12 protein-coding genes and 1 pseudogene are annotated in these 13581 nt (G+C 67.6%); 10 read left to right on the top strand and 3 right to left on the bottom strand.

Features of this window, described 5'->3' with window-relative positions:
- The 5 genes and pseudogenes from INR38_RS28725 to INR38_RS16610 form a co-directional block, all read left to right on the top strand.
- Window positions 1–97, top strand: a pseudogene (locus INR38_RS28725) (sporulation protein); the annotation flags it as partial.
- Between the two features lie 81 nt (window positions 98–178).
- Window positions 179–829, top strand: coding sequence for a thiol:disulfide interchange protein DsbA/DsbL (locus INR38_RS16625; protein ID WP_071954005.1), 651 nt, complete (start codon window positions 179–181; stop codon window positions 827–829).
- A 171-nt stretch (window positions 830–1000) separates the two neighbouring features.
- Window positions 1001–1663: a lipopolysaccharide transport periplasmic protein LptA gene (lptA, locus tag INR38_RS16620; protein ID WP_013804753.1), complete on the top strand. Its 663-nt coding sequence runs from the start codon at window positions 1001–1003 to the stop codon at window positions 1661–1663.
- Complete coding sequence (gene lptB, locus INR38_RS16615; protein ID WP_012202605.1) at window positions 1660–2448, top strand: LPS export ABC transporter ATP-binding protein; 789 nt, start codon at window positions 1660–1662, stop codon at window positions 2446–2448. The genes lptA and lptB overlap by 4 nt, the downstream gene beginning before the upstream one ends.
- Window positions 2449–2502: 54 nt before the next feature.
- On the top strand, window positions 2503–4119 hold the full coding sequence (locus INR38_RS16610) for an RNA polymerase factor sigma-54 (protein WP_207442972.1): 1617 nt from the start codon (window positions 2503–2505) through the stop codon (window positions 4117–4119).
- 46 nt (window positions 4120–4165) lie between these two features.
- Here the strand turns inward: INR38_RS16610 and rtcR are convergent, their stop codons facing one another.
- Window positions 4166–5773, bottom strand: a complete 1608-nt coding sequence (rtcR, locus tag INR38_RS16605; protein WP_207442973.1) for an RNA repair transcriptional activator RtcR — start codon at window positions 5771–5773, stop codon at window positions 4166–4168.
- Between the two features lie 697 nt (window positions 5774–6470).
- Between rtcR and INR38_RS16600 the strand changes: the two genes are divergently transcribed.
- From INR38_RS16600 to rtcA, 5 genes are all read left to right on the top strand, one after another.
- On the top strand, window positions 6471–7610 hold the full coding sequence (locus INR38_RS16600; RefSeq protein ID WP_180318399.1) for a slipin family protein: 1140 nt from the start codon (window positions 6471–6473) through the stop codon (window positions 7608–7610).
- 56 nt (window positions 7611–7666) lie between these two features.
- Window positions 7667–8164: a hypothetical protein gene (locus INR38_RS16595; protein WP_207442974.1), complete on the top strand. Its 498-nt coding sequence runs from the start codon at window positions 7667–7669 to the stop codon at window positions 8162–8164.
- A 59-nt stretch (window positions 8165–8223) separates the two neighbouring features.
- Entirely contained in the window at window positions 8224–9441 is a 1218-nt protein-coding gene (locus tag INR38_RS16590) for an RtcB family protein (protein ID WP_207442975.1), read from the top strand.
- Between the two features lie 158 nt (window positions 9442–9599).
- Window positions 9600–10415 (top strand): nucleotidyltransferase domain-containing protein, encoded by an 816-nt coding sequence (locus tag INR38_RS16585; RefSeq protein ID WP_063327618.1) that lies wholly within the window; start codon window positions 9600–9602, stop codon window positions 10413–10415.
- A gap of 9 nt (window positions 10416–10424) precedes the next feature.
- On the top strand, window positions 10425–11483 hold the full coding sequence (gene rtcA, locus INR38_RS16580) for an RNA 3'-terminal phosphate cyclase (protein ID WP_099734990.1): 1059 nt from the start codon (window positions 10425–10427) through the stop codon (window positions 11481–11483).
- A gap of 6 nt (window positions 11484–11489) precedes the next feature.
- On the opposite strand, the gene rocF is transcribed toward rtcA, so the two are convergent.
- Together rocF and INR38_RS16570 are read right to left on the bottom strand one after the other, a co-directional pair.
- On the bottom strand, window positions 11490–12455 hold the full coding sequence (gene rocF / locus INR38_RS16575; RefSeq protein WP_207442976.1) for an arginase: 966 nt from the start codon (window positions 12453–12455) through the stop codon (window positions 11490–11492).
- A 17-nt stretch (window positions 12456–12472) separates the two neighbouring features.
- Entirely contained in the window at window positions 12473–13546 is a 1074-nt protein-coding gene (locus tag INR38_RS16570) for an ornithine cyclodeaminase (protein WP_012202614.1), read from the bottom strand.
- Window positions 13547–13581: the final 35 nt, after the last annotated feature.

Below are 13581 nucleotides of genomic sequence, written 5' to 3'. Positions count from 1 at the left end.
TGTGGGTCCGTTCACCAAGCGCGACGATGCCGAGCAGCTCAAGCAAAAGCTCGATGGCGCCGGGGTCGAGTCCACGCTGGTGCGCGCCGCACGCTGAAAGCGCGTTGCAACAAGAGCGCTGAACTTTTGGCGGGCCCCTGCCTCCTAACCTGCAGCATTGAACGAGGAGTTTGTTTTGATGAATCGCCGCGACTTTTCCCTGGCTGCCTCGGCAGCCGCTGCCAGCGCACTGACGCTGGGCACTTCCGCCGCCCAGGCCCAGGCCGCAGCGCCCAAGGAGGGCAAGGACTACATCAAGCTGGCCAAACCCGCACCCACCAGCGCCGGCGCCGGCAAGGTCGAGGTGGTCGAGTTCTTCTGGTACAGCTGCCCGCACTGCAATGCGTTCGAGCCCACCTTTGCCGCCTGGAAGAACCAGGCACCGGCCGACGTGGTCGTGCACCGCGTGCCCGTGGCTTTCAACGCCACTTTCGTGCCCCAGCAAAAGCTCTACTACGCCTTCGAAGGCATGAACTTGCTGGACACCATGCATGCGCGCGCCTTCCACGCCATCCATGTGGAACGCAACCGCCTGGCCAAGGACGACGAGATCTTCGCCTGGGTGGGCAAGCAGGGCGTGGACGTGGCCAAGTTCAAGGAGGTCTACAACTCCTTCAGCGTCTCCAACCAGGTTCGCAAGGCCACCCAGCTGCAGCAGGACTATGACGTGGAAGGCGTGCCGGCCATGGGCGTGGCGGGCCGTTACTACACCGACGGCACCAAGGCCGGCAACATGACCAATGTGCTGCGCGTGGTCGATCAGCTGATCGCCACCAGCCGCAAGGGCTGAGGCCCGGGCCTCGGCCCAGCCAGTCCGCGACAGGCCCGCCATTGCGCGGGCCTGTCGCTTTTGGAAACCTCTTTTTGTGCCTTTGTGTCAGCGCTTTCCGTGCCCGTTGAAAGACGCCAGGAACGGTTGCGCGCGACACCCCCTACAATGGATGCAAGAAGCGTGCCCTCCATGAAACAACGACTTTCCTCCCTCCTGCTCGCCGCCGCCCTGGCGGCTTTCGCCGGTATGGCCCAGGCCGAAAAGGCCGACAGCACCAAGCCCATGAACATCGAGGCTGATGCGCTGCGCCATGACGAACTCAAGCAGACCAGCGTCTTCACTGGCAACGTGGTGATGACCAAGGGCACCATCGTGCTGCGCGGCGCCCAGCTCGATGTGCGGCAAGACCCTGAAGGCTTTCAGTACGGCGTGGTGACGGCCGAGGCGGGCAAGCGTGCCTTCTTCCGCCAAAAGCGCGATACCGTGCCGGGCCAGCCCGAGGAGTTCGTGGAAGGCGAGGGCGAGGTCATCGAATACGACGGCAAGGCCGACCTCGTGAAGTTCATCCGCCGCGGCGAACTGCGCCGCTATCGCGGCGGCCAGCTCAGCGACGAGATCACCGGCTCCATCATCGTCTACAACAACCTCACCGACGTGTTCACCGTTGACGGGCAAAAGACCAGCGGTGGCCAGCCCAGCTCCACGGCCGGCCAGGGCGGTCGCGTGCGCGCCGTGCTGGCGCCCAAGGAAGGCACGCCGGGCTCGCAGCCGCGCGCCCCCGCAGCGGGCACGCCGGGCACGTCCCTGCAGCCCAGCAACAGCCTGGACAGCCTCGGCGGTACCAAGCGATGAGCGGGCAAGCCGCAGCCCCGGCTGCCACTGCACGCGCCGACCAGGGCAGCAGCCTGCAGGCACGCCATCTGGCCAAGTCCTACGGCAGCCGCAAGGTGGTCAAGGACGTGTCGCTGTCCGTGAAAAAGGGCGAGGTCGTGGGCCTGCTGGGCCCCAACGGCGCGGGCAAGACCACCTCGTTCTACATGATCGTGGGCCTGGTGCGCAGCGACGGCGGCGACATCTTCATCGACGGCCAGGCCGTGGGCAACATGCCCATCCACCAGCGCTCGCGCCTGGGCCTGTCCTACCTGCCGCAAGAGGCATCGATCTTCCGCAAGCTCAGCGTCGAGGACAACGTGCGCGCCGTGCTGGAGCTGCAAAGGGACGAGCAGGGCCGGCCGCTGGCGCGCAGCGTCATCGAGGAGCGCCTGACGGCGCTGCTGCAGGAATTGCGCGTGGACCATCTGCGCGCATCGCCTGCGCTGGCGCTGTCGGGCGGCGAACGCCGCCGCGTCGAGATCGCGCGCGCCCTGGCCACGCAGCCGCGCTTCATCCTGCTGGACGAGCCCTTTGCCGGCATCGACCCCATCGCCGTGATCGAGATCCAGCGCATCATCGGCTTTCTCAAGGCGCGCGGCATCGGCGTGCTGATCACCGACCACAACGTGCGCGAGACGCTGGGCATCTGCGACCATGCCTTCATCATCAGCGACGGCCACGTGCTCGCCCAGGGCACACCCGAGGAGATCGTGGACAACGCCGAAGTGCGGCGTGTCTACCTCGGCGAACACTTCCGGATGTAGCGCCATGCCCTGCCTGGCCCGTCTGCGAGACTGTCTGCGCGAAGGAGCTGCCGCTTGAAGCCCGGTCTGTCGCTGCGCGTCTCCCAGCATCTTTCGCTCACTCCCCAGCTGCAGCAGTCGATACAGCTGCTGCAGCTGTCCACGCTGGAGCTGGCGCAGGAAGTGGAGCAGATGCTGGGCGACAACCCCTTCCTGGAGCTGGCGAACGAGGAGGGCGATCACGATGCGGCTGCCGGCACCCGCGAGCCTGCCGCGCCCGGCGCCGAGGCCACGGAGTCCTTCCAGGAAAGCCGCGCAGACCAGCCTTCGGCGGCGGTGGAGTGGGAGCCCTCGGCGGACGCATCCTCCGGCGATGCCGTGGAGACTTCCGGCACGGCCGAGTCCCTGAGCTGGGAAGGCGACGGCCAGACCAACTCGGGCAACGATGACCGCGACTGGGGCAGCGATGCGCCCTCCAGCCGCACGCGCGGGCAGGGCGAGGAAGACGAGGCCGATGCCACCGAACTGGCTCGCAGCGCCGAAAGCCTGACCGACCACCTGCACCGCCAGGCCCTGAGCCTGCGCCTGGGCGAGGTGGACCGCGCCGCACTGCGCTTTCTGATCGAGAACCTCAACGACGACGGCTACCTGGAAGATCCGCTTGACGAGCTGGCACAGGGCCTGGCGGGCGACGACCTGGAGGAGTGCGAGGAACTGGTGCACCGCTTCACCGTGGCGCTGCGCCTGCTGCAAAGCCTGGAGCCCGTGGGCGTGGGCGCGCGCGACCTGGCCGAATGCCTGACGCTGCAACTGCGCGACCAGCTGGCCGATGCCGAGCGCGAAGGCAACGGCAGTGCCGAGGACGAAGACCGGCAGGCCGTGCTGCGCACCGCGCTGGACATCTGCGCCCAGCCCATGGACCTGCTGGCGCGGCGCGACCTGCGCAAGCTCGCCAGCCTGTGCGGTGCGCGCGAGGAGCGGCTGCGCGAGGCGCTGGTGCTGATCACCCGGCTGGAGCCACGCCCGGGCCGGCGCTTTGCCGACGTGCAGCGCCAGATCGTCGTGCCCGACGTCATCGTGCGCCCCGTGCGCAGCGGCGCGGGCCGCATGGACTTCAGCGTGCAGCTCAACCCCGACGTCATGCCCAAGCTGCGCGTGCACGACATCTATGCCAGCGCGCTGCGCAGCCACAGGGGCAGCGAAGGCCATGCAGCGCTGCAGCAGCGGCTGCAGGAGGCGCGCTGGTTCATCAAGAACATCCAGCAGCGCTTCGACACCATCCTGCGCGTGTCGCAGGCCATCGTGGAGCGCCAGAAGAACTTCTTCGTGCATGGCGAGCTGGCCATGCGCCCGCTGGTGCTGCGCGACATTGCCGATGCGCTGGGCCTGCATGAATCCACCATCAGCCGCGTGACCACGGCCAAGTACATGGCCACGCCGCAGGGCACCTACGAGCTCAAGTACTTCTTCGGCTCGGGCCTGGGCACCGAGGCCGGTGGCAATGCCTCCAGCACGGCCGTGCGCGCGCTGATCAAGCAGTTCGTCGCGGCCGAAGACCCCAAGAAGCCGCTGTCGGACAACCAGCTGGCCGACATGCTCAAGGAGCAGGGCATCGAATGCGCGCGGCGCACGGTGGCCAAGTACCGCGAGCTGCTCAAGATCCCGCCGACCACGCTGCGCAAGGCGCTGTAGCCCAGGCGCGCAAACTCGTCATCGCGCCATCGCGCCATCGTGGTGTCTATGGCGTTCGGCCGGCCACGTCATCCCACTTCAAGCCGAATTTCAGCAGGTACTTGCGCAGGCGGTCGGCATCGTTGACCACGCTGCGCTGGGTGCGTGACCGGTCGAACAGGCGGCGCCCCGCATCGGACAGCGAAGGCGACTCCCGGCACACGCGCACCACCGCTTCGAGCTGCATGCGGTCGAACAGATCCAGTGGTTCCAGCACTTCGGCAGACAGCAGGCTTTGCAGGCTGGCGCCGGCCGGTTGCACGGCATCGCCTCTTTGCCACAGCCACTTCAGGCGCTGGATCTCGGCATCGACCAGGGCCGTGGAGATGCGCCCCCCGTCGGCCAGCGTGGCCAGGCGCGTCATGCTGGCCGACAGGTCGCGGAAGTTGCCGCTCCACAGCGCCTCGGGCGAGCGCGCAAAGCGCAGATAGCGCTCGCGGGCCTCCACATTGAAGCGCACCATCTGGCCGGTCTCGTCGGCCGAGCGCGCGAGCAGGTGGTCCATGTTGGGTTCGATGTCCTCGGGGCGCCCGGCCAGGCCCGGCAGCGCGTAGGACCACAGGTTGATGCGCGCGAACAGATCCTCGCGAAAGCGCCCCTGCGCCACGTCGATGCGCAGGTCGCGGTGCGTGCCGGCGACCAGCTGGAAGTCGCTGCTGACCTCGCGGTCGCTGCCCATGGGATAGAAGCGCTTTTCCTCCACCGCCTTGAGCAGCATGGCCTGTTCGTCCAGGCCCAGCTCGCCGATTTCGTCCAGGAACAGCACGCCCTGGTGCGCGCTGCGCAGCAGGCCGGCGCGGTCGGCCGCAGCGCCCGTGAACGCGCCCTTCTTGTGGCCGAACAGCACCGAGGCCGCACCATCACCGCGCAGCGTGGCGCAATTGACCTCCACGAAATCGCCCTGCACCTGGTGCCTGGCCTTCTTCAACTCGTACATGCGCCGCGCCAGATGCGACTTGCCCGCACCCGTGGGACCCGTGAGCAGGATGGGCGCGCGCGAGCGCACGGCCACGCGCTCGATCTCGTCGATCAGCGCGTTGAACCCGGCATTGCGCGTGGCGATGCCACTCTTGAGAAATTGCACGGCCTCGCTCTGCTCGGCGCCGAAGCGCTGGGCGATCACGTCGTAGCGCGACAGGTCCAGGTCGATCAGCGCATAGCTGCCAGGGTCGCCCATGCGCTGGCGCCGGGGTGGCGAGGTCTGGGCCAGCACGCCGGGAATGCGGCGCGACTCCACCAGCAGGAACAGGCAGATCTGTGCCACGTGCGTGCCCGTGGTGATGTGCGTCCAGTACTCCTCGCGCTCGGGGTCGAAGCGGTAGGCCTGCGTCCAGTCGAACAGCCGCGCATAGACCTCGCCGAAATCCCAGGGATCGGCAATGTCCATGGGCACGAGGTTCACCTGGGTCTCGGGCGATGCCGTGGCGATGTCGCCCTGCAGCAGCTGCGCCAGGGCCAGATGGGGCGGCGTGTAGAGCAGCTCCAGCCGCTCCACCACCAGATCCTCGTGCTGCATGAGGGAGAGGGTCGGCCGCCATTTTTCCCAGCGCCCCGCGCCCCTGCCGGAGTCCAGCTGCGTACCCAGAAAGCCGATGACGACCTTTTTCTTTTTCATTTTTTTGTCTAGTTGAATAGCTGAAATTCTAGTTTCTTTGAATCGAATAAGAAGTCAAGAAAAGTGTGATTTGAGATTTATTCAAATAAATCAATGGGTTGAAGAATTGTTTGGCGCCTGAGGCCAGGCTGGCACGCATCTCGCAATAACCAAGGCATCCAGTGCAGGCGGTGACCGCTCACAGGCCGGGGTTGGGGCAAAGGCCCGCCCCGCCGGTGCCGGAAGTCCGGGCCCTCAGGGGCTTGTCGATTTCCCGCATGCCGCACGCCGCAGGCGCTGGGTAACGGCAAGGTTGTGGAAACCGTCCCGCAAGGGACGCCTGGTTCGACTCCAGGCTTGCCAGCCACTGGTAGCTCAGTCTGGTAGAGCACCCTCGCAAGAGGACTGTCGCAGGTTCGATTCCTGTCCACTCTTCCGGCCGCAAGGCCGGGCTATTGAAACGGTCGAAAGACCACCCGCCGAACGCGGGAGGTGGCCACCGGGTTGCGATGCAGCCCAAGGCCGCCACCCGTCAGCGGCGGCGGCTGTGCCAGGTCCCGGCACGGTCCGCGCCCGCAGCCAGCCACGCTGCAACCTGTTTCCAGGGTTGCCGCCACGGCGCACTGCAAGGCCCGGGCCGTGCCCCCTGGAACCCCGCCGCTGCTGTAACGGCACCCCTATTGATTGCGGCGAAGACGCCGAACGAGGAGAAGAAGAAATGCTGAAGATCCAACGCATCACCATCAAGAAGAACGAACGCGCCCTGCTGCTGCGCAATGGCGATTTCGAGCGCGTGCTGCACAGCGGCCGGCACTGGCTGTTTGCCGGCACCGACCAGCTGCGCGTGGAAACCTTTGCCCTGGAGCAGCCCGCCTTCACGCACGGCCTGGCCGACTACCTGATGGCCCAGGAGCCCGCCGTGGTGGCCGCCGAATTCCTGCGCGTGGAACTGTCCGAAACCGAGGCGGGCCTGCGCAGCGAAAACGGCGTGCTGGTCGAGATCCTGCCGCCCGGCACGCGCCGCCTGTACTGGAAGGGACTGGTGGACGTGGGCGTGCAGGTGGTCGACCTGCAGGCCGGCGCCGAGCTGCCCGCCGCCCTGGCGGCGCGCCTGACCCAGACGCAGCTGCGCCAGCGCAGCGTGTCCGGCCTCAACGGCGTGCTGCAGGTGCAGGTGCCCGCAGGCCAGTGCGCGCTGCTGACCATCGACGGAAAGGTGGACCGCCTGCTGCAGGCCGGCAGCCATGCGTTCTGGAAGTTCGGCCGCAGCATTGCCGTGGAGCTGGTGGACCTGCGCCTGCAGGCCGTCGAGGTCTCGGGCCAGGACATCATGACCCGCGACAAGGTGAGCCTGCGCCTGAACCTGAGCGCGACCTATCGCCACACCGACGTTCTGCGCGCCTTTGCCCAGCTGCAAAAGCCCGCCGAGCACCTGTACCGCGAACTGCAGTTCGCGCTGCGCGCCGCCGTGGGCACCCGCACCCTCGATGAGCTGCTGGAGAACAAGACGGTGATCGACGACGTGGTGACCGCACACATGGCGGCCAAGCTGCAGCCCTTCGGCATGGTGGTGGAGAGCGTGGGCGTGAAGGACATCGTGCTGCCCGGCGAGATGAAGGCCATCCTGACCCAGGTGGTGCAGGCCGAAAAGCAGGCCCAGGCCAACGTGATCCGCCGCCGCGAGGAAACGGCGGCCACGCGCTCGCTGCTCAACACCGCCAAGGTCATGGAGGACAACCCCGTGGCCCTGCGCATGAAGGAGCTGGAGACGCTGGAACGCGTGGCCGAGCGCATCGACAAGATCTCCGTGTTCGGCGGGCTGGACCAGGTGCTCAACGGGCTGGTGAAGATGCGTTGACCGGCAGGCTGGTCGGGACACAACGGACAACGAAGAAACAAAAGAGAGGTACGGCCATGGTCGCATTCGAAGAACTATGGAGCTATGAGGTGGGCAAGGCGGGCTGGGCGACGTTGAAGTTCAGCACGCCCGAGGAGGACCTGGTGTGTGCCGTGTCCTACCTGCATGATTCGCTGGGTGATCTGGCCGCCATGGCGCTGGCCTTGGCCAAGGGCGCGCACCGCGCTGCCGCCGTGTTCATGGACGAGCCCGGCGAAGTGCACCTGAGCATGGAGGGTGACCGCGACACCCTTTCATACGAGCTGCGGCAGTACGCGGACTGGGCCAGCTGGGGCATCACCGCCATGGATGACTATGAAGTGCTGGCCCGTGGGCAGGTGGCCCGCGAGGACGTGGTGCGCAGCGTGTACCGCGTGCTGGACGGTATTTATTGCGGCATGGGTGTAGAGGAATACAGAAAGCGCTGGCTGGAGCATGAATTCCCGCTGCGGGACTATCAAAGCCTGGGCAGCGCCATCCGCAAGCGGGACCTGTCTCGCCTGATGCGTGGATGAGCCGCGCGGCAGCAAGACCTAAACAAGACGAACAGACAAGAAGACTGAAGGACAACGCAATGAACTACCTGCAACACAACGTGGAAAACGGCGTCCCCATCAAGATGTGGACCAAGGGCGTGCCCGTGGAGGACGAGGCGCGCAGGCAGCTGGAGAACGCCGCGCGCCTGCCCGTGGTGTTCAAGCATGTCGCGGCCATGCCCGACGTGCACCTGGGCATAGGCGCGACCGTGGGCTCGGTGATTCCGACCATCAAGGCCATCATCCCGGCGGCCGTGGGCGTGGACATCGGCTGCGGAATGATGGCCGCCAAGACCACGCTGCGCGCCGAGGACCTGCCCGACAACCTGGGCCCGCTGCGCTCGGCGATAGAGCAGGCCGTGCCGCATGGCTCGGTGCCGCGCCACCGGGGCCGTGATCCCGGCAGCTGGGAGAACCCGCCCGTGTCGGTGGACCAGGTCTGGGCCACGCTGGCCGATGAGTTCGACCTGCTGTGCGAGCTGCATCCGCGCCTGGCCAACACCAACAACCGCAAGCACCTGGGAACGCTGGGCAGCGGCAACCACTTCATCGAGATCTGCCTGGACGAGGCGGGCTTCGTGTGGTTCATGCTGCACTCGGGCTCGCGCGGCGTGGGCAATGCCATCGGCACCCATTTCATCGAGCTGGCCAAGAAGGACGCAGAACTGCATCAGCGCAACCTGCCCGACAAGGACCTGGCCTATTTCGAGGAAGGGGCCCGCTACTTTGGCGACTATGTGCGCGGCGTGTCCTGGGCGCAGAAGTTCGCCATGCGCAACCGCGAGGTGATGATGGCCAACCTCATCGCCACGGTGCGCAAGGTGATCGCCAAGCCCTTCGAGTCGCATGTGGAGGCGGTGAACTGCCACCACAACTACGTGCAGCAGGAGCGCCATTTCGGCCAGGACGTGTTCATCACCCGCAAGGGCGCGGTGAGCGCGCGGCGCGGCGAGCTGGGCATCATCCCGGGCAGCATGGGCGCGCGCAGCTATATCGTGCGCGGCCTGGGCAACCCGGAGAGCTTCGAGAGCTGCAGCCACGGTGCGGGCCGCGTGATGAGCCGTACCAAGGCCAAGAAGATGTTCAGCGTGGCGGACCACATCAAGGCCACCGAGGGCGTGGAATGCCGCAAGGATGCCAATGTGGTGGACGAGATTCCCATGGCCTACAAGGACATCGATGCGGTCATGGCCGCGCAGCAGGATCTGGTGGAGGTGGTGCACACCCTGAAGCAAGTGGTGTGCGTGAAAGGATAGGCACCCCCTGAGCCGCTATGCGGCTTCCCCCTCTCTACCCGCTTCGCGGGGGAGGGGGACGACCCCCTCGGTGCGGGGCGGCCCTTCCTCGGTGTCCCTCGCTTGGGGCTTGCCAGTCTTATGAGGCGTGGCAATTGAAAAGAAAGCAGGATGAGAGCATGAGGGAAGAGAAGGTATTGAGCGCGCATCCGGTCTCCGATGCCATGCGCGCCACGGTGCTGGCCAATCTGGCCGAGGTGGAGCGCAGGCACGAGGTCACGGTGCTGTTTGCCTGCGAGTCGGGCAGCCGCGGCTGGGGCTTTGCCTCGCCTGACAGCGACTATGACGTGCGCTTCATCTATGTCCACCGCCTGCCCTGGTATCTGACGGTGGCGCCGGGCCGCGATGTCATAGAGCAGCCGCTCAGCGGCGAGCTCGATGTCAGCGGCTGGGAGCTGCGCAAGGCGCTGGGGCTGCTGCGCGCCTCCAACCCCACGCTGCTCGAATGGCTGCGCTCGCCCGTGGTCTACCGGCAGGAGCAGCCCTGGGCCGAGCGCCTGCATCTGCTGGCCGAGCAGGGCTTTTCGCCGGTGCGCGGCTACCACCACTATGTGGCCATGGCGCGCAAGAACCTGCGCGCCCACCTGCAGGGCGATGTGGTGCGCTACAAGAAATACTTCTACGTGCTGCGCCCCTTGCTGGCCGCGCGCTGGATACGCGATGGGCGCGGTGCACCGCCCATGCGCTTTGCACAGCTGGCGGCGGGCACGCTGGAGGATGCAGGCCTGCTGGCCGAGCTCAATGAGCTGCTGGAGCTCAAGATGCGCCTGGGCGAGGCCGCCAAGGGGCCGCGCCGGGTGCGCGTCCATGATTTCCTAGAGCGCGAGCTGGCCCATGCCATGGCCCATGCGCCCGATCCGGGGGAGCAGGCCGATGCGGCGCCGCTGGACCGCTATCTGCGGGATGCCGTGGCGCGCTTTGGCGGCAATGAATGAAAGAGAAAAATGAAAGTGATCGAGATCGACGGCTCCGCCGGGGAGGGCGGAGGCCAGATGCTGCGCAGCGCGCTGGCGCTGTCCATGTGCACGGGTCAGCCCTTTGCCATGCAGCGCATCCGTGCCGGGCGCGCCAAGCCGGGCCTGATGCGCCAGCACCTGGCCTGCGTCAATGCCGCCGCCGAAATCTGCGGCGCGCAGATGCAGGGCGCCGAGATGAATTCGCAGGCGCTGCAATTTGCGCCGGGGCCGGTGCGTGCGGGCGAGTACCGCTTCGTGATCGCCTCGGCGGGCAGTTGCACCCTGCTGCTGCAGACGCTGTGGCCCGCGCTGATGCTGGCCGATGGCGAAAGCCGCCTGACCCTGGGCGGCGGCACCCACAACCCGGCCGCGCCACCCTTCCATTTCCTGGAGCGCAGCTATGCGCCGCTGCTGCACAGGCTGGGCGCGCGCTGCGAACTGCGGCTGCGCCGGCTGGGCTTTTATCCGGCCGGTGGCGGCGAGATGGACGTGACGATCACACCGGCAACCAATGGGCTTGTGCCTTTCGATATGACCGAACGCGGCGCCCCCGTGGCCAGCCATGCCGAATGCTTTGCGCCCGCGCTGCCACGCGCGGTGGCCCAGCGCGAACTGGACCATCTGGGCCAGGCCCTGGGCTGGTCTGGCGAGCAGCTGCAGGTGGCTGCCGTGCGCCAGAACGAGGGGCCGGGCAACGCGCTGCTTGCCACGCTGGCCTATGAGCACCTGAGCGAAGTGTTCACGCAATTCGGCATGAAGGGCGTCAGCGCCGAAAAGGTGGCGCATGACCTGGCGCGCGAGGTGCGCCGCCACCAGGGCAGCCGGGCCGCGCTGGGCCCGTACCTGGCCGACCAATGGGCCCTGCCGCTGGCGCTGGCCGTCTGGCGCAGCGGGCGCGGCGCCAGCTACACCTGCACGGAACTGACGCCGCATGCGCGCAGCAATTTCGAGGTGATCGAGCGCTTTGTGCCTGTGCGCTTTGTGCCCGTGCGCCTTACCACGGACGCAACGGGCGACGGCTGGCGTGTTTCGCTCTCGCCAGCCTGAGCGGCCTCAGCGATCGGCCCGTACCAGCGTGCTCTTGCCGAACAGGCTCTCCAGCAGGTCCACCACCAGTTCGGCCGTCTGGTTGCGCACATCCAGTGCGGGATTGAGCTCCACCAGATCCATCGAGCCCAGGCGTCCGGTGTCGGCCAGCATCTCCATGCACAGCTGGGCCTCGCGGTAGCTGGGGCCGCCGCGCACGGGGGTGCCGGTGCCGGGCGCGATGTCGGGATCGAGGTAGTCCACGTCGAAGCTCAGGTGCAGGTGGGTGTCGCTGCCTTCCAGGTCTTCCAGCGCGCGGCGCATGACCTCGCGCATGCCCAGCTCGTCGATGGCGCGCATGTCATAGACCTCCACGCCCAGCGAATGCAGCAGGCGCTTTTCCTGGTCATCCACGCTGCGCAGGCCGATCTGGCACAGCGAGGCGGCTGCCAGCGCCGGATCGCCGCCCTGGGACAGCGCGGTGAGCTCCGCGGGCCCCAGGCCGCACAGGCTGGCCACGGGCATGCCGTGCAGGTTGCCGCTGGGCGAGATATCGGGCGTGTTGCAGTCGGCGTGCGCGTCCAGCCAGATCACGCGCAGCGCGCGGCCCCGTCGGCGGCAGTGGGCGGCCACGGCGCTGATCGAACCCATGGCCAGGCTGTGGTCGCCGCCCAGCATCAGCGGCAGCTCGCCGTCGTCCAGCGCCTGGCCCACGGCCTGGTGCACGGCGTCCATCCAGGCGCGGGCCGGTGCGAGGTGGCGCAGCCCCTGCTCGGGCGGTGTCTGCGGATTGGGCGGGCCTGCCAGATTGCCGATGTCCCTCACCTGGCAGCCCAGCTGGCGCAGCGCCGGGCCCAGGCCGGCCACGCGCAGTGCGTCGGGGCCCATGGCGCTGCCCAGGCGGCTGGCGCCGATGTCGGTGGGCACGCCTATGAGTCTCAGGGCGCGCGCGGTCTGCGGGGTCGTATGGGTGTTCATGCTCATGGGACCCATGGTATGCAGTCCCCGTGTCAGCCAAAGCCGCGTTCTGCCTGCCCGGCCTCGCGCACCAGCCGGTACAGGTCGCGGGGGTCGGCCAGCGCAGGCACCAGGTCGATCGACTGCATCAGTCCGGTGTCGTGGGCCAGCGCGCGCAACCAGCGCAGGGCCGAATAGTCCTCCAGCGCAAAGCCCACGGAGTCGAACAGCGTGATCTCCGTGTCATGCCCGCGGCCCGGCGCCTGGCCGTTGATGACCTGCCACAGCTCGGTCACGGGCGCGTCGGCGGGCAATTGCTGCAGCTCGCCTTCCACGCGCGTCTGGGGCGTGAACTCCACGAAGATGCGCGCGCGCCGCAGCAGTGCCAGAGGCAGCTCGGTCTTGCCGGGGCAATCGCCGCCGACGGCGTTGATGTGGGTGCCCGGGCGCACGTCGGCATCGGCGATCACGCAGGCGCGGTGTTTGGCGGCCGTCACCGTGGTCACGATGTCGGCGCCCTCCAGGGCCTCGGCGCTGCTGGCGCAGCAGGTGATGCGCTGGGCCGCGATGCCCGCATGGCCCAGGTTGTCCACCAGCTTGCGCATGGCCTGGACATCGATGTCGAAGATGCGCAGCCGTTCCACGCCCAGCAGGTGGGTGAAGGCCAGGGCCTGGAATTCGGACTGCGATCCTGCGCCGATCAGCGCCATGCTGCGGCAGCCCGGCCGTGCCAGCCGGCGCGCGGCCAGCGCCGAGGTGGCGGCGGTGCGCAGCGCCGTGGCCAGCGTCAGGTCGGACAGGAAGACCGGCAGGCCCGTGGCCACGTCGGCCAGGGCGCCGAAGGCCATCACCGTGGGCAGGTCCCGATCGGCGTTGTCCGGGTGGCCGTTGACGTACTTGAAGGCGTAGTCGAGCGCATCGGACACGGGCATGAGCTCGATCACGCCGCCGGGCGAATGGTGGGCGATGCGGGCCGATTTCTCGAAATCGGGCCAGCGTGCGAAGTCTTCCTCGATGGCATCGGCCAGGCCGGCCAGGCAGGCGGCAACGCCGACCTGCGCCACCAGGCGTGCGGCCTGCGTGGCGCCGAGGAAATCCGTGTGGACGGGCGTGGTTCGAGGCTTCATGGTGCTCTCCCTCGCGGTTGCTTCCACTGTAGGCC

Origin of the sequence: Delftia sp. SD018, assembly GCF_017355445.1 — a bacterium.
Taxonomy (GTDB): Bacteria; Pseudomonadota; Gammaproteobacteria; order Burkholderiales; family Burkholderiaceae_C; genus Comamonas; species Comamonas acidovorans.
This window is presented reverse-complemented; position numbering and strand designations above follow the sequence as displayed.

Coding starts and splice junctions, on each gene's coding strand:
- INR38_RS16625 (WP_071954005.1), top strand. CDS start 179: ATGAATCGCCGCGACTTTTCCCTGGCTGCCTCGGCAGCCGCTGCCAGC.
- lptA (WP_013804753.1), top strand. CDS start 1,001: ATGAAACAACGACTTTCCTCCCTCCTGCTCGCCGCCGCCCTGGCGGCT.
- lptB (WP_012202605.1), top strand. CDS start 1,660: ATGAGCGGGCAAGCCGCAGCCCCGGCTGCCACTGCACGCGCCGACCAG.
- rtcR (WP_207442973.1), bottom strand. CDS start 5,773: ATGAAAAAGAAAAAGGTCGTCATCGGCTTTCTGGGTACGCAGCTGGAC.
- INR38_RS16600 (WP_180318399.1), top strand. CDS start 6,471: ATGCTGAAGATCCAACGCATCACCATCAAGAAGAACGAACGCGCCCTG.
- INR38_RS16595 (WP_207442974.1), top strand. CDS start 7,667: ATGGTCGCATTCGAAGAACTATGGAGCTATGAGGTGGGCAAGGCGGGC.
- INR38_RS16590 (WP_207442975.1), top strand. CDS start 8,224: ATGAACTACCTGCAACACAACGTGGAAAACGGCGTCCCCATCAAGATG.
- INR38_RS16585 (WP_063327618.1), top strand. CDS start 9,600: ATGAGGGAAGAGAAGGTATTGAGCGCGCATCCGGTCTCCGATGCCATG.
- rtcA (WP_099734990.1), top strand. CDS start 10,425: ATGAAAGTGATCGAGATCGACGGCTCCGCCGGGGAGGGCGGAGGCCAG.
- rocF (WP_207442976.1), bottom strand. CDS start 12,455: ATGGGTCCCATGAGCATGAACACCCATACGACCCCGCAGACCGCGCGC.
- INR38_RS16570 (WP_012202614.1), bottom strand. CDS start 13,546: ATGAAGCCTCGAACCACGCCCGTCCACACGGATTTCCTCGGCGCCACG.